This is a genomic window from Streptomyces sp. NBC_00335 (assembly GCF_036127095.1).
Classification (GTDB): domain Bacteria; phylum Actinomycetota; class Actinomycetes; order Streptomycetales; family Streptomycetaceae; genus Streptomyces.
This window is the reverse complement of sequence record NZ_CP108006.1, coordinates 7,186,739-7,208,663: the sequence shown is the minus strand read 5'-3', so window position 1 is coordinate 7,208,663 and position 21,925 is coordinate 7,186,739. Positions and strand designations below refer to the sequence as shown.

At 75.2% G+C, this 21,925-nt stretch carries 17 protein-coding genes; 9 read left to right on the top strand and 8 right to left on the bottom strand.

What is annotated here, in order from left to right:
• Positions 1-219: 219 nt before the first annotated feature.
• A complete protein-coding gene (locus OHA37_RS32765; RefSeq protein WP_266910643.1) occupies positions 220-2,655 on the top strand; it encodes a glycoside hydrolase family 31 protein in 2,436 nt (811 codons plus the stop codon).
• 36 nt (positions 2,656-2,691) lie between these two features.
• On the opposite strand, the gene OHA37_RS32760 is transcribed toward OHA37_RS32765, so the two are convergent.
• Entirely contained in the window at positions 2,692-3,210 is a 519-nt protein-coding gene (locus OHA37_RS32760) for an NUDIX domain-containing protein (protein ID WP_266910641.1), read from the bottom strand.
• Positions 3,211-3,239: 29 nt separating this feature from the next.
• Between OHA37_RS32760 and OHA37_RS32755 the strand changes: the two genes are divergently transcribed.
• Genes OHA37_RS32755 through OHA37_RS32740 form a run of 4 tightly spaced genes read left to right on the top strand, consistent with a single transcriptional unit; the run spans position 3,240 to position 6,132 of the window.
• Positions 3,240-4,022 carry a M15 family metallopeptidase gene (locus OHA37_RS32755; protein WP_266910639.1) on the top strand — a complete coding sequence of 261 codons (783 nt, stop codon included), beginning with the start codon at positions 3,240-3,242 and terminating at the stop codon, positions 4,020-4,022.
• 13 nt (positions 4,023-4,035) lie between these two features.
• A complete protein-coding gene (locus tag OHA37_RS32750; protein WP_266910637.1) occupies positions 4,036-4,416 on the top strand; it encodes a DUF962 domain-containing protein in 381 nt (126 codons plus the stop codon).
• A 43-nt stretch (positions 4,417-4,459) separates the two neighbouring features.
• Complete coding sequence (locus OHA37_RS32745) at positions 4,460-4,936, top strand: Zn-ribbon domain-containing OB-fold protein (RefSeq protein WP_266910635.1); 477 nt, start codon at positions 4,460-4,462, stop codon at positions 4,934-4,936.
• Complete coding sequence (locus tag OHA37_RS32740; RefSeq protein WP_266910633.1) at positions 4,933-6,132, top strand: lipid-transfer protein; 1,200 nt, start codon at positions 4,933-4,935, stop codon at positions 6,130-6,132. Before OHA37_RS32745 ends, OHA37_RS32740 begins: the two co-directional genes overlap by 4 nt.
• A gap of 209 nt (positions 6,133-6,341) precedes the next feature.
• Here the strand turns inward: OHA37_RS32740 and OHA37_RS32735 are convergent, their stop codons facing one another.
• The 4 genes from OHA37_RS32735 to OHA37_RS32720 are packed head-to-tail and all read right to left on the bottom strand — an operon-like array spanning position 6,342 to position 10,980.
• A complete protein-coding gene (locus OHA37_RS32735) occupies positions 6,342-6,980 on the bottom strand; it encodes a GTP-binding protein (RefSeq protein ID WP_266910631.1) in 639 nt (212 codons plus the stop codon).
• Positions 6,961-7,407, bottom strand: a complete 447-nt coding sequence (locus tag OHA37_RS32730) for a DUF742 domain-containing protein (RefSeq protein ID WP_266910629.1) — start codon at positions 7,405-7,407, stop codon at positions 6,961-6,963. The genes OHA37_RS32735 and OHA37_RS32730 overlap by 20 nt, the downstream gene beginning before the upstream one ends.
• Before the next feature lie 10 nt (positions 7,408-7,417).
• Positions 7,418-7,855 carry a roadblock/LC7 domain-containing protein gene (locus OHA37_RS32725; protein ID WP_243341589.1) on the bottom strand — a complete coding sequence of 146 codons (438 nt, stop codon included), beginning with the start codon at positions 7,853-7,855 and terminating at the stop codon, positions 7,418-7,420.
• On the bottom strand, positions 7,852-10,980 hold the full coding sequence (locus OHA37_RS32720; protein ID WP_266910627.1) for a sensor histidine kinase: 3,129 nt from the start codon (positions 10,978-10,980) through the stop codon (positions 7,852-7,854). The genes OHA37_RS32725 and OHA37_RS32720 overlap by 4 nt, the downstream gene beginning before the upstream one ends.
• Positions 10,981-11,338: 358 nt before the next feature.
• Here OHA37_RS32720 and OHA37_RS32715 point away from each other — a divergent pair, with 358 nt between their 5' ends.
• Positions 11,339-11,812 (top strand): hypothetical protein, encoded by a 474-nt coding sequence (locus tag OHA37_RS32715; protein ID WP_266910625.1) that lies wholly within the window; start codon positions 11,339-11,341, stop codon positions 11,810-11,812.
• A gap of 66 nt (positions 11,813-11,878) precedes the next feature.
• Here OHA37_RS32715 and OHA37_RS32710 read toward each other — a convergent pair whose 3' ends face one another.
• The 3 genes from OHA37_RS32710 to OHA37_RS32700 form a co-directional block, all read right to left on the bottom strand.
• A complete protein-coding gene (locus OHA37_RS32710) occupies positions 11,879-16,531 on the bottom strand; it encodes a hypothetical protein (RefSeq protein ID WP_266910623.1) in 4,653 nt (1,550 codons plus the stop codon).
• Positions 16,532-16,647: 116 nt separating this feature from the next.
• Entirely contained in the window at positions 16,648-17,610 is a 963-nt protein-coding gene (locus OHA37_RS32705; protein WP_266910621.1) for a hypothetical protein, read from the bottom strand.
• A 382-nt stretch (positions 17,611-17,992) separates the two neighbouring features.
• Positions 17,993-19,498, bottom strand: a complete 1,506-nt coding sequence (locus OHA37_RS32700; RefSeq protein ID WP_266910619.1) for a hypothetical protein — start codon at positions 19,496-19,498, stop codon at positions 17,993-17,995.
• A 107-nt stretch (positions 19,499-19,605) separates the two neighbouring features.
• On the opposite strand from OHA37_RS32700, the gene OHA37_RS32695 reads away from it, so the two are divergent.
• Genes OHA37_RS32695 through OHA37_RS32685 form a run of 3 tightly spaced genes read left to right on the top strand, consistent with a single transcriptional unit; the run spans position 19,606 to position 21,892 of the window.
• Positions 19,606-20,406: a LamB/YcsF family protein gene (locus tag OHA37_RS32695; RefSeq protein ID WP_266910617.1), complete on the top strand. Its 801-nt coding sequence runs from the start codon at positions 19,606-19,608 to the stop codon at positions 20,404-20,406.
• On the top strand, positions 20,403-21,026 hold the full coding sequence (locus tag OHA37_RS32690; RefSeq protein WP_266910615.1) for a 5-oxoprolinase subunit B family protein: 624 nt from the start codon (positions 20,403-20,405) through the stop codon (positions 21,024-21,026). Before OHA37_RS32695 ends, OHA37_RS32690 begins: the two co-directional genes overlap by 4 nt.
• Positions 21,023-21,892, top strand: a complete 870-nt coding sequence (locus tag OHA37_RS32685) for a biotin-dependent carboxyltransferase family protein (RefSeq protein ID WP_266910613.1) — start codon at positions 21,023-21,025, stop codon at positions 21,890-21,892. The genes OHA37_RS32690 and OHA37_RS32685 overlap by 4 nt, the downstream gene beginning before the upstream one ends.
• Positions 21,893-21,925 lie beyond the last annotated feature (33 nt).

Below are 21,925 nucleotides of genomic sequence, written 5' to 3'. Positions count from 1 at the left end.
GCGCTTCGTGGGCGTGTCGTGGTGTGCGGTGTGGTGTGGTGTCTGTGTTCGTACGGTGCCATCGCGCGCGGGGTGTGCGCACGGGGGCTCACAGGGACGATGCCATGTGATCGACATCCGCACCAGAGCCGTCATCGGCGGTCGGCTGTGATCCTTTTGCGGGTGAACGGCAGTTGAACGGCGCCTTCTGGGCCGAGTGGCGGTGGCAGGGTGGGCGCCATGGACGGTCGTGGGCTGGTGCGTGCGGTGAAGGACCTCGGCGGCGAGCGGGGGCGGCGCGCTTGGCGCTCCGCGTGGCGCAACCGGCGCGTGGACGCGGCGGGGCTCGCGCCCCGGGGCGCGGAGCGGGCGCGGGTGCCGGGTGTGCTGACCGGTACGGAGCCGCGGGCGGGTGGTGGGGTGCTCCGGTTCACCCGTTCGGAGCTGCTGGTACGGGTCACCGCGGGCGGGGCGGTGTTCTGGGGATGGGACGGCGCCGCGCCGACGCCCTCGTACGCGGTGGTCGGCAGCGGGCCGGAGCCCGATCCGCGCGCCGTGCTGGAACCGGACACCGACGGCGGGTGGCGGGTGGTGTCCGAGCGCGTGACGGTGGCGGTGTCCCGGCACGGGGCGGTGGAGGTGCGCACCCCCGGTGGGACGGTGCTGCGGCGGGATCTGCCGCCGCGGTGGTGGGAGCCGGCCGGCGGGGGCGGCGGGGCCGCTGGAGGTGGTGGAGCCGACGAGGGCGGAGCCGCCGGCGGGGGCCGTGGGGGCAGAGCTGCCGGTCGCGGCGGGGACGCGCGGTGGCTGCTGCGGAGTGAGGTGGCGGCGGACGCGCGGGTGTTCGGGCTGGGCGGGCGGGCGGTGGGGCCGCGGTTGCGCGACGGCAGCTACCGGCTGTGGAACACGGACCCCAAGGGCGGGTTCGGGTCCGGGGCCGGTTCCGGCGAGGACCCCCTCTACATCACGATGCCGGTGCAGCTGGTGGTCGCGGACGCGGGTACGCACCTGATCTTCCACGACAACTCCTGGGACGGGCGGGTGGTGCTGCGGGAGGGCGAGGAGGGCGCGGGCTCGGGGGCGGACCGGCCCGGATCCTGTGAACTCCGCATGGAGGGCGGCCCCTTGCGGTGCTGGGTGCTGGTGGGGCCGCCCGGGCGGGTGTTGCAGGGCTGGTCCGGGCTGACCGGCGGGGCGGCCGTGCCGCCGGAGTGGGCACTGGGGTACCAGCACGCGCGGTGGGGGTTCGGCAGCGCCGCGGAGGTACGGCGGATCGTGGCGGGGTACGCCGAGCACGGGCTGCCGCTGTCGGCCGTCCATCTGGACATCGACCACTACGACGGCCACCGGGTCTTCACCGTGGACCGCGAGCGGTTCCCCGATCTGCCGGGGCTGGCCAAGGAGTTGGCGGACGGTGGCGTCCGGCTGGTCTCCATCGTCGACCCGGCGGTGAAGACCGGCGACCCGGTGCACGCCTCGGGGCTCGCGGTCGGCGCGCACGGGGCCTTCGTACGGGACGCGGCGGGGCGGGAGGTCCGGGGAGAGGTGTGGCCGGGCGAGTGCGCGTACCCGGACTTCACCGATCCGCAGGTGCGGCGGTGGTGGGGAGGGCTGTACGAGGAGCGGCTCGCGCAGGGCTTCGCCGGGGTCTGGCACGACATGAACGAGCCGGTCGCCTTCGCCCCGTTCGGGGACCGGACGCTGCCCCGCTCGGCGCGGCACGCGATGGACGGGGCCGGCGGGGACCACCGGGAGGCGCACAACGTGTACGCCCTCGCGATGGCGCGCGCGGGCTGGGAGGGGCTCGTACGGCTGCGCCCGGCCGAGCGGCCGTTCCTCTTCTCCCGGTCGGGGTGGGCGGGGATGCAGCGGTACGGGGGCACGTGGTCGGGTGACGTGGCCAGCAGCTGGGACGGGCTGCGGGCCTCGCTGGCGCTGGTGCTGGGCCTCGGGCTGTGCGGGGTGCCGTACTCGGGGCCGGACGTCGGCGGCTTCTGGGGCACCCCCTCACCGGAGTTGTACCTGCGGTGGCTGCAACTGGGCTCCTACCTGCCGCTGTTCCGGACCCACTCGGCGATCTGGGCGGGGCGGCGGGAGCCCTGGGAGTTCGGGGAGGAGACCACCCGGGCCGCGCGGGCCGTCCTGGCGGAACGGGAGCGGCTGCGGCCGTACTTCGTGACGCTGGCCCATCTGGCGCGGCGCACCGGGGCCCCGTACGTGCGGCCGTTGTGGTGGGGGGCGCCGGAGGACCGGGCGCTGCGGGAGTGCGAGGACGCGTTCCTGCTCGGTGACGCCCTGCTGGTGGCTCCGGTGCTGGAGTGCGGGTCGGACCGGCGGGCGGTGCGGTTGCCGCGCGGGCAGTGGTACGACACGGCGACGGGCCGGGCGTACGAGGGACCGGGCCAGATCCTGCTGGACGCCCCGGCGGACCGGATCCCGGTGCTGGCGCGGGCCGGCTCGCTGCTGCCGGTGCGGGCGGCCGACGGATCGGTGGCCCTGGAGGCGTGGGCCCCGGCGCGGGGCCGCACGGGCGGCGGGGTGGTGATCCGGGACCCGGGGCCGGGCTTCGAGCCGGGCGAGGTGGAACGGTACGTGGTGCGGTGGGTCGGGGACGCGGTGGTGGTGGAGGACGAGGCCGGGGAACGGGTGGACGGGGTGGTGCTGCGGGGGCTTTGAGTCGGGACGGGCGTGGGGCGGCCGGGGTCGGCCGCCTCAGGCCGGGTGCGTATACCTGCCCTCGAACCACGCTGCGGCGGCCCTCGTGTGGAGCGGGAACGCCAGCTGCTCCGGGCCGCGCAGGACGTGCCAGCCGGTGGTCTCGTCCGTCGGGGTCGACGCGGGGAGGGAAGCGGTGGGGCGTACGGGCAGCAGGCCGAAGACGAGCAGGTGGCCGGCCGGGGAGCTGAGGGTGTCGGCGAGGGCGACCTCGCAGGCCGGGGCGTGGATGCCGGTCTCCTCGCGGAGTTCGCGGACGACGGACTCGCGCCAGTCCTCGCCGAAGTCCATGAAGCCGCCGGGCAGGGCGATGCCGCCGAGGGCGGGCTCGATGGTGCGGGTGATGACCACCAGGCCGGCGCCCAGCTCGTCCTCGACGGGGAGGAGCGCGACGGCTACCGGGAGGGGGTTGCGGTAGGCGACCGCGCCGCACGACGGGCAGGTGCGGGGCCAGTCGGCCGAATCGAACAGGGCTCCGCAGGTGGAGCAGTGCGAGTCCTTCAGGTGCGCCGGCATGCGGCGATGGTATGCCAAGGGGCATGCGGATGACGGTCGTTGCGGGATGGGTGGGCGCGCTGGGGATGCTGGGGGCACTGGCGGCGGTGGGCGCGCCTGGGGTGGTGGCCGCGCCAGGCTCGCCCGGGGCGGTGGGCGCGCTCGGAGCGGCCGTCCCGCCCCGAGCCGTCCCCGTCGGGCGGGCCGCGCCGGGCGATGGGTTCGTCGTGGTGTCCGAGGTGGATGCGACCATCGGGCAGGAGATGCGGTACGCCACGTCGCGGAATTTCACCGGGGCGGTCGTGGACGGCTACGACGAGCCCGTCTGTCTGCTCGCGCGGCCCGCCGCCGAGGCGCTGCGGCGGGCGCAGCGGGAGGCGTTGCGCGGCGGGTACTCGCTGCTGGTGTACGACTGCTACCGGCCGCAGCGGGCCGTCGACCGGTTCGTGCGGTGGGCCCGGGACGGGGCGGATCAGCGGACCAAGGCGGAGTTCTATCCGGAGGTGGCCAAGGAACGGCTGATCCCGGAGGGGTACATCGCCGAGAAGTCCGGGCACAGTCGCGGCAGCACCGTCGACGTGACCTTGACGGAGGTGGGACGGGGGCCCCTCGACATGGGGACGCCCTTCGACTTCTTCGATCCGCTGGCGCACACCGCCAGCCCGCGGGTGACGGGTTCGGCCCGCGCGCACCGGGAGGTGCTCGGGCGGCTGCTCGGCGCGCAGGGGTTCGTGAACCTGCCTCAGGAGTGGTGGCACTTCACGTACGCACCGGAGGCGTTCCCGGCCACGTATTTCGATTTTCCCGTCTCTGTCGCCTCCGTTCACCGCTGAGTACCGTGCCCGCATGACATTCAGTTCGTACGAGGAGTTCTGGCCCTACTACGTCGCCATGCACTCCCGCGCCGCCACCCGCTGGATCCATCTCACCGGCACCCTCACCGGCCTCGCGCTCACCGCCTACGGGCTGGCCCGCGGCCGCAAGCGGTACCTCGCCGCGCTCCCCGTGATCGGGTACGGGACCGCCTGGCCGGCGCATTTCCTGATCGAGCGGAACAACCCGGCCAGCTTCGGCAATCCGGGGTGGTCGCTGCGCGGGGACGCGCAGATGATCCGGATGATGCTGGCCGGGCGGGACGCGGAGCTCGGTGAGATCGCGCGGAAGTGGCTTGCCGAGAACCCGTGCGAGGAGTGCGGCACCGGGGGTGCGTTCCCGAGCGTTCCCTGACAGACTTCTGACGGTTCGTCAGATATCGGTTTCGGGAGGGGTCTTGGAACGCACACGCACACCCGTGGTCAGCGGGTGGTTCACCGGGGACGACGCGGACGGCACGGGCGGCGGCTTCCGCCTGCTGGGCACCCGGTGCTCCGCCTGCGCCGCCGTGTTCTTCCCGCGCGAGGACGCGTACTGCCGCAATCCGCGCTGCCCGGGCGGCGGCGAGCTCGTCGAGACCCCGCTGTCCCCGCGCGGCCGGGTCTGGTCCTACACGGACGGGCGGTACCGGCCGCCCGCGCCGTACGTGTCCGACCCGGACACACCCTGGACCCCGTACACCCTGGTCGCCGTGGAGCTGGAGGCCGAGGGGATGGTCGTGCTCGGGCAGACGGTGCCCGGGGTGGGCGTCGGCGACCTGGCGGTCGGGATGGAGGTCGAGGTGGTCGGCGGTGTGCTGAACGTGGACTCCGACGGACCGGACGGCACCGCCTGGACCACCTGGCAGTTCCGGCCCGTGGGGGTGGAGCGGTGAGCGCCTCCGTCGCGGACGTCGCCGTCCTCGGGGCCGGCATGCACCCGTGGGGCAAGTGGGGCCGCAGCTTCGTCGAGTACGGGCGGGCCGCCGCGCGGGCCGCGCTCGCCGACGCCGGGCTGGACTGGACCGACGTGCAGTCCATCGTGGGGGCCGACACCGTGCGGTCGGGCTACCCCGGCTACGTGGCCGGGGCCACCTTCGCGCAGGCGCTGGGCTGGCAGGGCGCACGCGTGACCAGCGTGTACGCGGCCTGCGCGTCCGGCGCCCAGGCCATCGGTGCGGCCCGGGCGCAGATCCTGGCCGGTCTGGCCGACGTGGTGCTGGTGGTCGGGGCGGACGCCGCCCCGAAGGGGTTCTTCGCGCCGGCGGGCGGGGACCGGCCGGACGACCCGGACTGGCTGCGCTTCCGGGTCCTGGGGGCCACGAACCCGGCGTACTTCGCGCTGTACGCCCGGCGCCGGATGGCCCTCTACGGGGACACCGGTGAGGACTTCGCGCAGGTCAAGGTGAAGAACGCGGCGGCCGGGCTGCTGAACCCGAACGCCCGCTACCGCAAGGCCGTGACGGCCGAGGAGGTGGCCGCCTCGGCGATCGTCGCCGATCCGCTGCGGCTGCTCGACATCTGCGCCACCTCCGACGGCGGCGCGGCGCTGGTGCTGAGCAGCATGGACTTCGCGCGCTCGCGGGGCGTCCCGGACCCGGTGCGGATCCGGGCCGTGTCCACGGTGACGCCCACGTATCCCCGTACCGTCCTGGACCTGCCGGACATCGCCACCGACTCGACCACCGCGGCCGTTCCGGTACCCGGGTCCTTCCGGGCCTCGATCGCGCGGGCCGCGTACGAGGAGGCGGGGCTCGGACCGGACGACCTCTCGCTCGCCGAGGTCTACGACCTGTCCACCGCGCTGGAACTGGAGTGGTACGAGGACATCGGCCTGTGCGGGGAGGGCGAGGGGGCCAAGCTCGTGCGGGAGGGCGCGACCGCGCTCGGCGGGCGGATCCCCGTCAACACCAGTGGTGGACTGGCGTCGTTCGGGGAGGCGGTGCCGGCGCAGGCCATCGCCCAGGTGTGCGAGCTGACTTGGCAGCTCCGGGGCACGGCCGGGGATCGGCAGGTGGCGGGAGCGCGGGCCGGAATCACCGCGAACCAGGGGCTGTTCGGGCACGGTTCGGCGGTCGTCGCCGTGCGCTAGAGGGTTCGCTCAGCGCCTGGTGGGCCGCTGAACAGCGGCTGCTGTCCGAATGCTTGACGGTCCCCAGTGGCGGGTTCACACTCTCTCCACGGTCCCGCGCCGCGACCGGGATCCCGGAACCCCCCATGAGAGCTGCGGCCCGTACCCCAGTCGGCGGGGGTACGGGCCGCCTCCATGTCGCGGCCCATGGCGGGGGCGTGGCCTTCGGATCAGGCCGGGCCCCGGTCCCCCGCCGTCAGGCTCCGGCGGCGGGCCCTGGCCAGGGTCATCGCGTGTTCCACGACCCCCACCAGCACGTCCTTCACCGACTCCCGGTCCCGTGCGTCGCACAGCAGCACCGGTACCTCCGGAGTGAGGTCCAGGGCTTCCCGTACGGTCACCACGGGGTACTGCTCCGCTCCTTCGAAGCAGTTCACGGCGACCACGAAGGGGATCTCGCGGCGCTCGAAGTAGTCGATGGCCGCGAAGCAGTCGGAGAGCCGCCGGGTGTCCGCGAGGACGACGGCGCCGAGCGAGCCCTGGGCCAGCTCGTCCCACAGGAACCAGAAGCGGTTCTGCCCGGGGGTGCCGAACAGGTAGAGCACCAGGTCCTCGCGCAGGGTGATGCGCCCGAAGTCCATGGCCACCGTGGTGGTGCTCTTGCCCTCCACTCCCCCGGTGTCGTCGATGGCGCGGCCCGGCTCGGAGAGACGTTCCTCCGTCCGGAGCGGTCTGATCTCGCTCACCGCACTGACCAGGGTGGTCTTGCCCACCCCGAAGCCGCCCGCGACCAGGATTTTCAGGGTCAGCGGCTCGACCGGCGTCACGGCATGCATGGCGCCGGTGCGGCTAGAGCGCCCGAAGGCCATCGATCACCTCACGCAGAATGGATTCGTCGGGCAGTTCGGCCGGGGGGACCGGCCGGGTCACGTGTACCAGTTCGTCGTCGACGAGGTCGCCGATCAGAACGCGTACGACCCCGACCGCGAGGTCGAGTTCGGCCGCGAGTTCCGCGACGGACTGCGGGCGGAGCAGGCAGAGCCCGAGGATGTCGGCGTGTTCCGGGGACAGGGTCGTGTCCCAGACCGGGTCGGCCGCCGCGGATTCCGCGACCACCAGCGCGATCAGGTCGAGGCGGTGCTGTCCGGCGTGGCTGGTCCGGCCGCGGGTCATCGCGTACGGACGCACCACCGGACCCGCGTCGTCGTCGAACCACTGGTCGCGAGCGGCGTCGGCAGCGGAAGCGGCGGCAGTGCCGGGGATGTGGGCGGGGTGGTCCTGGCCTGGATCGCTCATGCCGTCCGACTCACCCTCCGGCTGGCAGCCCGGTGCGCGGGGCGGTCGCCAGGTGGTCACCGACCCGCTTGACCATGAGCGTCATCTCGTACGCGACCTGGCCGACGTCGGAGTCGGCGTCGGCCAGGACCGCCAGGCAGCTTCCGTCGCCGGCCGCCATGACGAAGAGGAACGCCTCGTCCAGCTCGACCACGGTCTGGCGGACCCTGCCGGAGTCGAAGTGACGGCCCACGCCCTTGGCGAGGCTGTGGAACCCGGAGGCCACGGCGGCCAGGTGCTCGCTGTCTTCCCGGGTGAGGTCCTTGGAGCTTCCGGTGGGCAGGCCGTCGCCGGAGAGGACCACGGCCTTGCGGATGCTGGCGACCCGGTCGACGAGCTCGTCGAGGAGCCAGTTGAGCGGGCCGGAGCCGCGGCCCCTGGTGTCGTTGCCGGACTGCGGTGCGGTCATCGACCGTCCCCTTCGTTCTCGCTACCGGGACCGGTGGCGGCAGGGGTGCCGGCCTCGGTCACGGACTGGTGTGGTGCGGGTCGCCGCGCTTGCCGCGGCTGGTCGGCCTGCAGGGCGGGCGTGGTCTGCTGCGGCGCCTGGGTCGTCGGCTCGGCCTGAGCCGTCTGCTCGGCCTGAGTCGCGTGCTCCGCCTGCTGCCGCGCGTGGTGGTCGCGGCCCGCGGTCCAGCCGCGCTGGAGCGAGGACATGCGCCGGCGTACGTCCTCGGCGTCGCGGTCGGCCCCCGGGTCCGCGGCGGCTTCGGCGGGGGCCGGGGCCGGGGCGTCCTTGAGCTGGGGCGCGAGGCTGGCCTGGCGGATCCGGCGGGGCAGGGTCGCCCCGGAGGGCGCCGGCGCGGGGTGCGCCGGGCCGCTGGGGAGTGGCCCCTCCTGGGCCGGGTCCGGAACGGCCGAGACGGGACGGGGGTCCACGCGGCGGCCGTGCTCGGCCACCAGGGTCGGGGTGGGGCGCCGGCGCGGGAGCGGCACGGCGCCGGGCGAGCGGGCGCCGTCGGGGCGGGCGGATTCCGCGCGCGCCGGCTCCAGGCGGACCGGGCCGGTGGGCGGCAGGGGCTCCCGCTCGCGGTGGTCGCGGCGGTCACGGGTGCGGTCGCGGTCCCGGTCGTGGTTCCGGTCGCGGTCGCGCAGGCCGTCCCGGCCCGCGTCGCGGTCGGTGAGCCGGGCGCCGCCCCGCTCGGCGGTGGCGTCGGTGGACCGGTCGCCCTTCCAGAGACCGGTGCGGTCGCCGGAGCCGTCCGGGGCCCGCTCGCCCATGCGGTCCGCGATGCGGTCGGCCTTGCGGGGACCGCCTCGGTCGGTGTGCCGGTCCGTGTGCGGGCGGCCGGCCGGGCGCAGGCCGAGCAGGGAGTTGCGCGAGATGCCGTTCGGCGGGGTCTCGTCGTCGAGGGTGGCCATGGCGGGCCTGCCCTTGGCTCCGGAGACCCCGGTGAGCCCGGCGGTCGCGGCGGAGCCCGTGATGCCGGTGGGGACGTCCTCCGGGGCCGGGGCGGGCTCGTCCAGCCCCAGCATGCCGATCGGGGCCTCCAGCTCGACGGGGCCGCGCAGTTCGGCGCCGGCCGGGAGCCGTCGGCCGGAGGTTCCGCTCTCGGCGACGGCCCTCTGCCGGGTGGCGCCGACCGGACCGCCGAGTGCCTTGCCGCCGGCCAGCCGGATGCCGGCGCCGTTGGTCTCGGGAGCCTCCGTCAGCAGGGCCACCGGGAGGAAGACCACCGCGGTGGTGCCTCCGTAGGGGCTGATCTGGAGGCGGACCTTGACCTCGTGGCGGTGCGCGAGGCGGCTGACGACGAACAGGCCGAGCCGGTCGGTGTCGGAGAGTTCGAACTCGGAGGTCTCGCTGAGCCGGAGATTCGCGTCGAAGAGCGCTTCGGGTGTCATGCCGAGGCCGCGGTCGTGGATCTCCAGGGTGAAGCCGTTGGCCACGCGCTCGCCGAGGACCTGGACCGCGGTGTGCGGCGGGGAGAAGACGGTGGCGTTCTCCAGGAGTTCGGCGATGAGGTGGGTGACGTCGGCCACGGCCGGGCCGCCGATGCCCAGGCGCGGCAGCCGGCGCACCTCGATGCGCTCGTAGTCCTCCACCTCGGCGACGGCGGCCCGTACGACGTCCATCAGCTGCACGGGCTTGCGCCACTGGCGGGAGGGCGCGGCTCCGGAGAGGATCACCAGGCCCTCGGCGTGGCGGCGCATGCGGGTGGTCATGTGGTCGAGGCGGAAGAGGTCGGCGAGCTCCTCGGTGTCCTCGGTGCGCCGCTCCATGGTGTCGAGCAGGGTGAGCTGGCGGTGCAGGAGCACCTGGTTGCGGCGGGCCAGGTTGACGAAGACCTCGGACACCCCGCGGCGCAGTTCGGCCTGCTTGACGGCGGCCTCGATGGCCGCGCGCTGGAGGGTGTTGAGGGCCTGGCCGACCTGGCCGACCTCGTCCTTCTCGTACTCCAGGCGCGGGGCCTCGGTCTCCACGTCCACGTTCTCGCCCGCGGCGAGGCGGCGCATGACACCGGGGAGGCGGATGCCGGAGACCTCGTGGGCCTCCTTGCGGAGCCGGGACAGGTCGCGGATCAGCTCGCGGCCGATGCGCACGGACAGGACGAGCGAGACGATCAGGGCGATGAATCCGAGCACCCCGGCGAGGGCGGCCTGGACCAAGACGTCCATGGCGACGGGCTCGACGCGCTTTTGGTAGCGGTCGCCCGCGGCGGTGCCCATGACGGCGAGGTCTTCGAGCACCTTTCCGGCGGCCGTGTCCCAGTGGGCGGCAGGGACGTTGCGCGGGCTGTGGGTCGGGCCCTGGACGAGGAATCGCTCCTCTGCCTCGCGCAGGGCGCGGCTCTCCGGGTTGTTCCAGTACTGCTCGAACTGCTCCCGGTCGGCGGCCGGGAGGATCGCGAGGTTGAACTCGTAGAGCAGCTTGCGGTTGGCGACGAAGTCGGAGACGTGGCGGATGTCCGCCTGGCTGACGTTGCGGGCGGCCAGGGCCCCGGCGACGAGGGCGTCCTCGCGCGAGAGCGTCTCGCGGGCGCGGGTGATGCCGACGAGGGCCCGGCCCTGCTTGTCCATTTCCACGTCTTCGAGCGCGTGGAGGTTCATGAGGAAGTCGTAGCAGGGGTCCACGAGCCGGTTGTAGAGCTCCAGCGCCTGGTTGGTGTCGAGGGAGCCCCCGTCCACCGCGCTGCGCAGCGCTCCGATGCTGCGGAACGCTTCGAGGACGGAGCTCAGGTGCCGGGCGGAGGCCGGGTCGAGTTCGTCGGCGACCTCGGGGTCCTTGGCGTCGGCGGAGATCTTCTCGACCGCCTCGTCGGTGGCCGCGCGACTGATGAGCAGCTCGGTGTTGGCGACGGCGGCGCGCGGGTCGCCGATGACCACGAGGGTCTGGCGGCGCTCCTTCTGGATGACGCGGACGACGTCCTCCACGGGGTAGCCGACCTTGTCGATGACGTAGGCGACATCGAGGAGTTGGACGGCCTGCCGGCCGGTGATCACCGTTGCGAAGCCCCAGAGGGCCGTCAGGGAGACGAGCGGCACAAGGAGCAACGCCACGATCTTCCGGCGGATGGACTTCCCGCGAAAGCGCATGGCCTCCCCAGCCTCCCCAGCTCAACCCCGTTACCGGGGGTTGGTGTTCCGTCATTTAAACGGCGTGAGCCTACTACTGCCACGGCGAACCTTCGAAGGCCTGTCCGGACGTTTTCGGCCTGAGCCCCGGACGAAGATCACGAGTTGTCCGATAGTTCCCGTGAAGTGCGGCCCGATATGTGGCAGATGACACTTGGTGGGGCCTCGGTCCCCGTGGCGGAATGGATGGCTGGAATTCTTCGTTCCGCGATACTTCGGGGCTCCCGACGCGTCCGGGATCCGGGAATCTATCGGCCCCTTCGCGCGTCTACCTGTTCGGGGCGGGCATGAGAGGCCGCGTGGAGGGGAGGCACCGACCATGGCGAAGAGGTACGAGGACCACGGCGACGACGTCGGAGACGCGGGATCCGGGGCGCAGCAGGGGCGGGCCCTGTGGGTGGATCAGCCGGCGGGGCGCAGGCGCATGCCGGACCCGGTGCGCAGATCCGCCGTGCGGGCGGTGCTGATAGTCGCCGTGACGCTGACGGACGCGACGATCGCCTTCTTCCTGACGGTCACCGCCTCCTGGCTGGCGCTTCCGCTGTCGCTGTGCGCGATAGCGGGGGTCATCGTGGCCACGTGGGGCGTGCTCGACGTGCTGATCACCCGGCAGACGTGGAACCAGCGCTACGGGGTCCTCTCGGAGCCCAGCAGTACGGCGCGGGGGCGGCGGCGCGAGCGTCGCAAGGCGCGCCGGGAGGCCCGCTCGGCGCCTCCCCTGCCGCCCCGCATACCCGTGCGCGGCGAGGCGACCGGCATCTGGCCGCCGCCGACGGGCACGGGGCGGGGCTGAGGCGCCCGCACGGGCCGCCCGCCCCGTGCCGTGCCGCCCCGCCCCGTGCCGCCCCGCCCCACGGGCTCAGCTGCGGCGGTACATGCGGGTCGCCGTGATCTCGCCGTGGATGGTCTCCCCCTCCGCGAACTGCTGGGGCAGGCCCGGGCGCAGGTGCTCCTCGACGCTGATGTACTTGAGCCCCGCGCGCAGGTCGGCGTCGTTGCGCAGCCTGATGACCAGCGGGAACTCGGCGAGGGCCGTGGTGTCGAACAGGCCCGTGGTGTAGAGCAGCTGGACGCCGAGCGCGTCGGAGACGGCCCGCTGGAGTTCCAGCAGGTAGGTGGCGTTCGCGCGCCCGATCGGGTTGTCGAGGAAGAGCGTGCCCGCGTGCCGGTGCTTGTCGCGGCCCCGGTCGTTGCTGCGCAGCGCCGCCATCGTGCAGTACAGGGCGATCGCGGCGGTGAGCAGCTGGCCGCCGGAGAAGACGTCGCCCATCTGGCCGACCGGGACCCGCTCGGCGCGCAGCACCGCGTCGGGCTTGAGGATCTCCACCGCGATGCCCTTGGGCTCCAGGGCCGCCTGGACCCCGTGCAGGAGCAGCGACATGCCGTCGCGGCGGCCCTCGCCGAAGGAGGCGGTGCTGTTCTTCTTCACCGCGGCGCGGGTCGCCTCGTCGATGACCTCGCCGAGCCGCTCGGTGAGGGTGGCCTGGTCGGGCTCCTCGAAGCGGATGCGCAGGAACTCCTGGCCCGACCACTCCCCCAGCCCCTCGGGGAGCTGGGAGAGCCGCTGGGCGGAGCGCAGGGTGGCCAGGGCCGACTCCACGAGGCCGCGCAGCCGGTCCACGATGCTGTCCCGGTTGCGCTCCAGCTGCGCCAGCTCGTCGGTGAGGACGCGCAGCCGGGGGGCGAAGGCCACCGCCCAGGCCGCGGCGTGCTCGGGCAGGGCGGAGGCGGGCAGTTCGCGGATCTGCTGGCGCGCGGGGGTGCGTACCTGCTCGTAGCGGTTGGCGTTGGCGTGCCGGACCAGGATGTCGCTCGCCTCGCGGACGGCCGCCTCGGCGGCGGACAGGTCGGCGGCGCAGGCCCGTAGCGCGCGGCGGGCCTCGGTGGCCGACTGGCGGGCCTCCTCCAGGCTGCCGGGGTGGGCCACCGGCTCCTGCTCGTCCTCCTGGTGGGTGTGGTCGCGCAGGAGGTCCCGGAGCATGGCCGCGGTCTCGTCGAAGCCGCCCGCGCCCTCCTCGGCGGTGCGGTGGGAGCGCAGCAGGTCGGCGTGGGCCGCGCGGGCGGACTCCACGGCGGTGGTGTGGGCGGCGAGTTGGGCGGTGGCGGTGCGGAGCATGGCCTGGGCGTCCTCGACGTTGTCGGGGATCAGCTCCTCGGGCAGCTCGGTGTGTGCCTCGCCCTCGGCGGGGGCGTGCCGTTCGGCCTCGCCGCGCAGCCGGCCGAGCTGCTCGCTCGCGGTGGAGGCGCGGGTCTCCAGCATCTGTACGAGGGCTTCGGCGCGGGCGGCCGCGGCCTGCCGGGAGGGGCCGTCGGCGCCGTCGGTGCCTTCGAGGAGCTGGGCGGCGCGGGTACGGACCTTGTTGGTGAGGCGGTCGAGCTCCGCGAGGGCCACGCTCTCGTCGCTCTCGGCGCGGGCCTGTTCGGAGCGCAGGTCGGCGCCGACACCGACCTTCTCGTAGAGCTGGGAGGCGGCGCGGTAGGCCTCGCGCAGCGCCGGGAGAGGCGCCTTGGCCCCGTTGCCCGCGGGGGCCTCGGGCAGCGGATCGGGGGCACCCGCGACCTCGGCACGCTCGGCGCGCAGGGCGCGGGCGGTGCGGCGGGCGTCGTCGGCGGCGCGCTGGGCGGCGCGGCGGTCCTCGTCGGCGGCCCGGGCCCGGTCGAGGCAGACCTCGGCGCGGGCCTCGGACTCGGCGGCGTCGTCGGCGAGTTCGCGCAGCTTGGTCTGCCAGCCCGAGCGCTCGCGCAGCCGGTACGCGAGACCGGCGAGGGCGTCCGCGACGCGGCGGGCGCGCTGGGCGGTGTCCTGGCGCTCGTCGCGGACGCGGGCGGCGTCGGCGGCGGCCTCGTCGGCCTCGGCGCGTACGGTGCGGGCCTCCGCGAGTTCGGCGTCGGTCTCCTCGGCGAAGCCGCGGGAGGCGGCTGCCTGCTCCGCGAGCTCGGTGAGGCGGCCGGGCGGGCAGCCGTTGCGCCAGGACAGCAGCCGGGCGGCGAGCTCGCGGTCGCCGGACAGGCGGGCGGCGAGCTCGCGGATCTCGGTGTCGCGGGCGGTGGCACGGGCGCGCAGCGCCTGGCGTTCCTCGTCGGCGGCGTGCTCGTCGTGCATGGCCGGGTTCGGCGTGACGATGAAAATGCCGTGGATGGCGGATCCGGTGGCTTCGTCGGCCGGGGGAACCGGCGCCAGCAGGGCGGCGGCGGTGCCGACGGCGACGGTGGAGCGGGGCAGCAGGGCCGCGCCGGAGAGGACCTCGCGGGCCCGGGAGTGGGTGTCGGGGTCGGTGATGACCACGCCGTCGACGAGTTCGGGGCGGGCGGCGAGGACGGCGGCGTGGTCGGCCGGGTCCACGGACTGGGCGAGGTAGCGCCAGCCGGGGAGGGCCGGGATGCCGTGCTCGCCGAGGAACTCGACGGTGGCGAGAACATCGGGGCCGGGCGGCAGCAGGCCGCCGTCGCCGAGGGCGCCGAGGATGCGGGAGTCGTCGGCGGCGGCGGTGCGCAGGTCGAAGAGCTGGCGTTCGGCGGTCGCCACTGCGCGGGTCAGCAGTTCGCGCAGTTCGTCGGCGCCCCGGTCGAAGTCGGCGACCGTGAGCCCGGCGACCTCGACGCCGGTCGGGGCGGGGGACCCTGTGGAGCCCTGGGGCGCACCGCCCGTGCCGGTCGCTCCCGGGGCGTCCGGGAGGCCCAGGAGGGCCGCCAGGCGCGGTGCGGAGGCGAGGGACGCGGCGGCCCGGTGCTCGGCGTCGTGGGCCGCCTCGGCCGCGTCGGCTGCGTCCGCCGCGCGGGCGGCGGTGAGTTCCGCGCGGGATTCCGCCGCGGCGGCCTCGCGGGCGGCCTCGGCGGCCGTGCGGGAGGCCTCGCGGGACTCGTCCCAGGCGGCCACGGCCGTCTTCTCCGCGTCGGCTGCGGCCAGGGCGGCGCGCGCCGGGTCGGCGTCGGGGGCGGAGTCGTCGAGCCAGCCGGCCCGGACGGCCTCGGCGGTCTCCTGCTGGACCTCGGCGAGGCGGGCGCGCAGGTGCTCGGCCTCGCTGCGGGCCCGCTGGGCGGCCGTGGCGGCGGCGGTGGCGGCGCGGTGGGAGGCCTCGCCGGTCTCCTGGAGGACGGCGGAACGCTCCTCCTCCTCGTTGGCGGCCCGCTCACCCTGCTCGGCGGCGGCGTGCAGGGCCCGTACGAGCTCGGTGGCGGCGGTGGCCCGGGCGGCGAGCGCCGGGGCGGCGTCCCGCTCGGCCTCCAGGATCGCGGCGGCGACCCGGGCGGAGCGATCGGCGGCGGAGCGGTGGCGCAGGACGTGCTCGGCGGCCTGCCAGGCGGAGTGCAGGGTGCGGGCTTCGAGGAGTTCGCGGCGCTGCGCGGCGGCGGCCTTGTCGGCGACGGTCAGGGCCAGCGAGGCGTGCCGGTAGGCGAGTTCGGCCGAGACGGCGGCGCTGCGGGCGCGCGCGGATTCGGCGGCGGTGACCTGGTGGGCGGCGCCGGTGACCCGCTGCGCGAGGTCGGCGGCGCGGCCGCGCTCCTCGCCCGCGCGGGCGGACAGGCGCCGGGCGAGGGTGCGCGTACGGCGTTCGGCGCCGGCGTGGACGTCGCGGAGTCGGGAGCGGGCCGCGGCGGCCTCGACGATCTTGGTGAGGAGGTCCACGGAGCCCGCGGTGAACTCCCGTTCGGCCATCAGCTCGGCGCGGCGGCCGAGCTTGTTGCCGAAGCCGTGGACGAGGTCGGCGAGGCCGTCCGTGTCCCGGGTGTCGGTGACGGCGCGCAGCAGCAGGTCGGTGAAGTCGGAGTCCTTCTTGACCGCGAAGAGGCCGGCGGCCTCACCCTCGTCGGCGTTCATCTCGCGCTGGTAGCGGAAGAGTTCGGGGTCGAGGCCGACCTCGGTGAGGTGCTCGTTCCAGCGGTCGTGGATCTCCTCGAAGTACACCTCGAGGTGCGGGTACGCCTTGCCCGCCTCGGTCAGGGCGTCGCGGAAGCCCTTCATCGTGCGGCGGCGCCCCTGGGCTCCGGAGACGCCTTCCACGGGCGGGCGCACCGAAGTGGCCTCGGCCACCGGGAGGTTGTCCAGGCTGAGGCCCGGGCCGGGCCGGAAGGAGTACCAGGCCTCGGCGAACTTGCGCGGGTCGTTGGAGACTTGGCGGCCGCGCCATTCGCTGACCTTGCCGACGACCACGCACTCGCCGGTCTGGGTGTGCTGCCACTCCAGCGCCACGTGGCCGCAGTCGTCGGCCAGCAGGAACTTGCGCAGGACGCCGGAGCTGGCGCCGCCCAGGGTGTTGCGGTGGCCGGGCAGCATCACCGAGAAGATCAGCTTGAGCAGCACGGACTTGCCGCCGCCGTTCTCCAGGAAGAGCACACCGGCGGGCGCGGGGCGGCGCGGCGGGCCGGTGGGCTCGTCCTCGAAGAACTCCGCCTGGGTGGGCGCCGGGTGGGGCACCGGCTCACCGACTCCGCGCAGGTCGAGCACGGTGTCGGCGTAGCGCGCGCCGGCGGGCCCGATGGAGTAGAGGCGGATCCGGGACAGCTCGTACATGGCGGCGGACTCTCGTGGTCTTTCGTAGGTCGTACGGGGACGGGTGGCGGGCCTGTCGGGTGGCCCGGCGGGTGGGGGCGGCGGGTGGGGCGGCTCGGCGGGTGCGGCGGCTCGGCTCAGGCGTGGAAGGGCAGGCCCGCGTCGGCGGCGAGTTCGAGGTCGTCGCCCTCGGGCGGCGGCAGCAGGCTGGCGGAGCCGTCGCTGACGGGGACCACGCCGAGGTCGAGGAGCTCGGCCATGGCCGCGCTGCCCGCCATGTCGCGGACCTGGAGCTGGTAGCGGGGGGTGGTGCGGTACGTGCCTCCGGCCTCGTCCCCGGTGCGCTGGAGGAAGCCGGAGTCGGTGAGGAAGGCGGCGGCCTTACCGACGATGCCGGTGGTGGAACCGGCCAGCCTGCGGGCGTCCTTGGTGGCGCCGGTCGCGCTGCGGCGGGCGTAGACCCGCCAGGCGGCCTCCAGGCCGGGGGCGTCGGAGGCCGGGTCGGTGTTCTCGCCGAGTTCCTCGGCGCGCTCCTCCAGGCGGCGGCAGGTCTGCCGGACGAAGGCGTCGACGCCGTTGACGGTGATCCGGCCGATGTAGCCGTCGTCGGCGAGGTCCTCGGGGCGGGGGAAGGCCAGGGCCGCCACGGCGAGGTGGGCGAGGCCGTGCAGGAAGCGGTCCGCGGAGTCGGCGGTGGTGCGGCGGGCGTAGTCGCCCATGCGGACGGCGAAGACGGAGTCCTCGCCGGCGGCCACGGCCATGCCGGCGCGGGGGGACACCTCCAGGACGACCAAGCCGAGGCCGGTGGCGACGGCGTCGGCGAGCCGGGCGAAGGGGGAGTCCTCGCGGTAGCGGCGCAGCAGTTCGGCGTACTCCGCGTCGCGGGCCGGCAGCAGTTTGGGCTGGAGCCCGAACGCCACGAGGCGGGCCGCGTCTGCGGCGTCCGCCGGGGTGACGGGGCCCTGCGGGGGCTGAGCCGTCGCCATGGCCGGCGCGGGCGCGGGCGCGTGTGCGTGTGCGTGCGCCTGGACCGGAGCCGATGCCTCGGGCGCGTCGGGCTCGCTCCACGCGGGGTGCGGCTCGGCGTGGTGGTCGCTCACGGGTGGGTCTCCTCGGCGGTGCGGGTGGGGCTCATGCGGGTGCGGCTCATGCGGGTGCGGCTCAAGCGGGTGGTGACGTGCTGCTGCGCGGTGGCTTCGGCGGCGGAGGGATTTCCCCCACCCCGCCCCTTCCTGAAAGCAGGGGCAAGCCCCCACACCCCCGGGTGGGCCCCGGACACCTGGGGCTCCGCCCCCGCAACGGACCCCGCGGGCACACCCGCGGGGAGGGTGACACCACCGGCACGGCCGGTCCCGGCCGCACGCCGGAGCGGTACGGACCGGCCCCGCCGCGGCGCCGGGGCGGACCCGGGCTGCGTGGGTCGGACCCTCCGCCCCGCGAGGGCGGAGGCGGGGCAGGTGGGGCGGTGGTGGGGCGGTGGGGTCATGCCGCCTCCGTGCGGTCCGCCGTCATGGCTGCCGCGTCCAGGAGGGCGGTGCCGACGATGAGGTCCGCGCCGCCGAATTCGGGGTCTTCGAGTTCCGTGCCGTCGTCGACCGCGAAGAGGAGGCGTTCCTCGCCCTGGCGGTACGCCGTGCCCACGGCCGGGCTCGCCGCGTGGACGGCCAGCAGGGCGACCAGGTAGGGGAGATCGGGGTCGGAGCGGCGGGCTTCGGCGAGGAGGCCGGACAGGCGGCGCGGGGCGTCGTGCGGAAGTTCGAGGAGTGTCATCGCGGCGGCGAGCTGCTCTTCGCTGAAGCGGCTGTCGTCCGGGGTCGCGATCAGGTCCGGCTCCGGCATTTCCAGACCCAGGTGCTCGCGCTCCACCGGCGGGGTGAGGAGGATCTCCACCAGGTCCGCGACGCGCACCGAGACGGGGGTGCGCAGGCCCGCGCCCGAGGCGAAGAAGGCGTCCGTGACGCGGATCGCCGACGCGACCGGGAGCGGCAGGGTGGGGGCCACGAGCTGCCCGTAGAGGTCGATCCCGGAGCGCGGTGCGGGCGCGGCGAAGGCCTGGCGGTCCTGTTCGGCGCGGAAGAGCGGGCCCGCGTCGAGGAGTCGGGACTGGAGCTGGGTGTGGCGGCGGATGCAGTCCTTGACGATGTCGACCAGCTCGGCGGCGCGCCGCTTGTTGTCGGGCTCCTCCGCCTCGTCGCGGGCCTTGCGGATGTTGGTCAGGATCGCGTTCTCGTGGCGGTAGCGGTCGGCGACGTGGTCCAGGGCCTCCGCGATCATGTCGGGGACGGTCACCAGCCAGTCCACGGCCCGCACGTTGCGCCGGGTCGCGTCGAGGGTGCGGCGCAGGGTCTCGGCGTACTGGACGGTGCGGTAGCGGGCCTGTTCGGCGGCGAGCTGGGCGTCCGCGAGGCGGCCCCGGCTGATCAGGACCTCCAGTTTCACCTCGGCGGCGATCTGCGCGCTGGTGACGTCCGTGTCGAGGGCGCCGACCAGGACGTTGACGGCCTCGTCCGTGGTGCGCAGGTACACCGCGCCGCCGTAGCCCGGGACTTCCTCGATGAGCTTGAAGTCGTAGTCGCGCCGGACGTACACCCCGTCCGGGCCGAACGTGCCGTAGATCGCGCGGAATCCGCGGTCGACGCTGCCGACGTTGATCAGGTTCTCCAGCACCCAGCGGGCCACCCGCTCGTGCTCGGCCGCGGGGCGCGCCGGTGCCTGGGCGGCGACGCGCGGCAGCAGGCGGGCCACTATCTGCTCGTGGTCCGCGCCGGTGTCGAAGTCCATGTTGAGCGTGACCAGGTCGATCGCGGCGAGCGCGACCTCCGCCATCGCGTAGACCCCGTACTCGCCGGCCAGATTGGCCTTGCGTACGTCGAGGTCGTGCAGCGGGGCGGTGCAGGCGAGCGCGCGCAGCCGCCGGGCCAGGCCCTCGTCGGCGGCCGGGCCCGGCGCCGGGGAGGGAAGGGTCTTCGCCGGGGCAGGGAGAGTCACGGGCAAAGACTAGGCGCTGACCCTGACAACATCCCAAACGGGATGGTTCGCCCGATCCTCCCGCGATCGGCGAGTGCGCGGCCCGCGCCCTGTTCTACGCTCACCGCATGGCTTCCATGATCGCGCCGGAAACCCCGGCGGCCGGCCCCGTGATCGATCTCAACGCCGACCTCGGCGAAGGCTTCGGGCGGTGGACGCTGACCGACGACGAGGCCCTGCTGTCCGTCGTCACGAGCGCCAACGTCGCCTGCGGCTTCCACGCCGGCGACCCGTCCATCATGCGCCGCGTCTGCGAGCTGGCGGCCGCGCGCGGGGTGCGGATCGGCGCGCAGGTCTCGTACCGGGACCTGGCGGGCTTCGGCCGCCGCTCCATGGACGTGCCGGCCGGTGAGCTGGCCGACGAGGTGGCCTACCAGATCGGGGCGCTGGAGGTCTTCGCGCGGGCGGCCGGTTCCCGGGTGTCGTACGTGAAACCGCACGGCGCGCTCTACAACCGCACCGTGCACGACGCGGGCCAGGCCGAAGCCGTCGTGGCCGGCGTGCGCCTCGCGGCCGGTCCCGCCGGGCTCCCGGTGCTCGGGCTGCCCGGTTCCCTGCTGCTCGCCGCCGCCGGGCGGGCCGGGCTGCCCGGCGTCCCGGAGGCCTTCGCCGACCGCGCCTACACCCCCGCGGGCACGCTCGTCCCGCGCGGTGAGCCGGGCGCCGTCGTCCACGACCCGGACGCGGTGGTGGCCCGCGCGGTCGACATGGCCGCCGGGCACGCGGTGACGGCCGCGGACGGCTCCCGGATCCCGGTGTCCGCCCGCTCCCTGTGCCTGCACGGGGACACCCCCGGGGCCGCGGAGCTGGCCCTGCGCGTGCGCGGGGCGCTCGGTGGGGCCGGGGTCCGGGTGGAGGCCTTCGCGTGAGGGCGCTGGAGGCCGGCGCCGGGGCGCTGCTGCTGGAGGTGGACTCCGCCGGGGAGGTGGCCGCGCTCCACGCGGAGCTGCTGCGCCGCCGGGACGCGGGCGAGCTGGGCGCCGTACGGGAGATCGTGCCGGCGGCCCGGACCGTCCTGCTGGACGGGGTACGGGAGCCGCGCGTCCTCGCCGCCCGGATCGCCCGCTGGCGGGTCCCCCCGCTGGCGCCGTCCGACGGGCCGCCCCCGGTGACGGTCGCCGTGCGCTACGACGGCCCGGACCTCGCGGAGGTGGCCGCCCTGTGGGAGGTGTCCCCCGATGAGGTGCCCGGCATCGTCGGCGCGATCACCTTCCGGGTGGCCTTCTGCGGGTTCGCCCCCGGCTTCGGCTACCTGACGGGACTGCCCGCCCGCCTCCACCTGCCCCGGCGCGCGACGCCCCGTACCGCGGTGCCGGCGGGCTCGCTGGCCCTCGCGGGCGAGTACGCGGGGGTCTACCCGCGCTCCTCCCCCGGCGGCTGGCAGCTGATCGGATCCACCGACGCGGTGCTGTGGGATCCGGCGCGCGAGCCGGCCGCGCTGTTCGCGCCGGGGGTGCGGGTGCGGTTCGCCGCGGAGGCGGCGCCGTGAGGGGGCTGGAGGTCGTACGGGCGGGCGCGCTGACCACCGTCCAGGACCGGGGCCGGCCCGGGTACGCCCACCTCGGCGTTCCCCGTTCGGGGGCCCTGGACACGGGGGCGCACGCGCTGGCGAACCGGCTGCTGGGCAATCCGCCCGGGGCGGCCGTCCTGGAGACGACCCTGGACGGTGTGGGGCTGCGGGCGGTGGGCGGCCCGGTGACGGTGGCGGTCACCGGGGCGCCCTGTGCGGTACGGGTCGACGGGCGCGCGGCGGCCTGGGGAGCCCCGGTCCTGCTGCGCGCCGGGTCGGAGCTGGAGGTGGGCCGGGCGGAGTCGGGACTGCGCGGCTATGTCGCGGTGCGGGGAGGGTTCGCGGTGCAGCCGGTGCTCGGCAGTCGCTCGACCGACTTGCTGTCGGGCCTGGGCCCGCCGGTCCTGTCGGCGGGGGCGCTGCTGCCGGTGGGCGCGCCCGGTCCGGATCCGGTGGCCGGGGCGGACGCCCCTGCGGCGCCGGGCCCGCCTGCGGAACTGGTCCTTCCGCTGCGGCTGGGGCCGCGGGCCGACTGGTTCACGGCGCAGTCGCTGACGGCGCGGCTGCTGCGGGCGGCGTACCGGGTCTCCGCCGCTTCGAACCGGATCGGGCTGCGCACGGAGGGGCCGCCGCTGGTCCGGGCCCGGGGCGGGGAGCTGCCGAGCGAGGGGATGGTGCTCGGTGCGGTCCAGGTTCCGCCGGACGGGCAGCCGGTGGTCTTCCTGGCCGACCACCCGGTCACCGGCGGCTATCCGGTCGTCGGCGTCGTCCCGCCGGGCCCCGCGCTCGACGCGGCGGCCCAGGCCCGGCCGGGGGTCCCCGTCCGGTTCGTACGGAGCCGCTGAGGCCGGGTCCGTAACCCGGTGCGCGGCCGGATG

What these genes read in the sequence shown, in the direction of transcription:
- OHA37_RS32725 (WP_243341589.1), bottom strand. Translation starts at nt 7,855, where the DNA reads ATGACCGCACCGCAGTCCGGCAACGACACCAGGGGCCGCGGCTCCGGC.
- OHA37_RS32755 (WP_266910639.1), top strand. Translation starts at nt 3,240, where the DNA reads ATGACGGTCGTTGCGGGATGGGTGGGCGCGCTGGGGATGCTGGGGGCA.
- OHA37_RS32720 (WP_266910627.1), bottom strand. Translation starts at nt 10,980, where the DNA reads ATGCGCTTTCGCGGGAAGTCCATCCGCCGGAAGATCGTGGCGTTGCTC.
- OHA37_RS32760 (WP_266910641.1), bottom strand. Translation starts at nt 3,210, where the DNA reads ATGCCGGCGCACCTGAAGGACTCGCACTGCTCCACCTGCGGAGCCCTG.
- OHA37_RS32735 (WP_266910631.1), bottom strand. Translation starts at nt 6,980, where the DNA reads ATGGCCTTCGGGCGCTCTAGCCGCACCGGCGCCATGCATGCCGTGACG.
- OHA37_RS32730 (WP_266910629.1), bottom strand. Translation starts at nt 7,407, where the DNA reads ATGAGCGATCCAGGCCAGGACCACCCCGCCCACATCCCCGGCACTGCC.
- OHA37_RS32695 (WP_266910617.1), top strand. Translation starts at nt 19,606, where the DNA reads ATGGCTTCCATGATCGCGCCGGAAACCCCGGCGGCCGGCCCCGTGATC.
- OHA37_RS32765 (WP_266910643.1), top strand. Translation starts at nt 220, where the DNA reads ATGGACGGTCGTGGGCTGGTGCGTGCGGTGAAGGACCTCGGCGGCGAG.
- OHA37_RS32750 (WP_266910637.1), top strand. Translation starts at nt 4,036, where the DNA reads ATGACATTCAGTTCGTACGAGGAGTTCTGGCCCTACTACGTCGCCATG.
- OHA37_RS32715 (WP_266910625.1), top strand. Translation starts at nt 11,339, where the DNA reads ATGGCGAAGAGGTACGAGGACCACGGCGACGACGTCGGAGACGCGGGA.
- OHA37_RS32710 (WP_266910623.1), bottom strand. Translation starts at nt 16,531, where the DNA reads ATGTACGAGCTGTCCCGGATCCGCCTCTACTCCATCGGGCCCGCCGGC.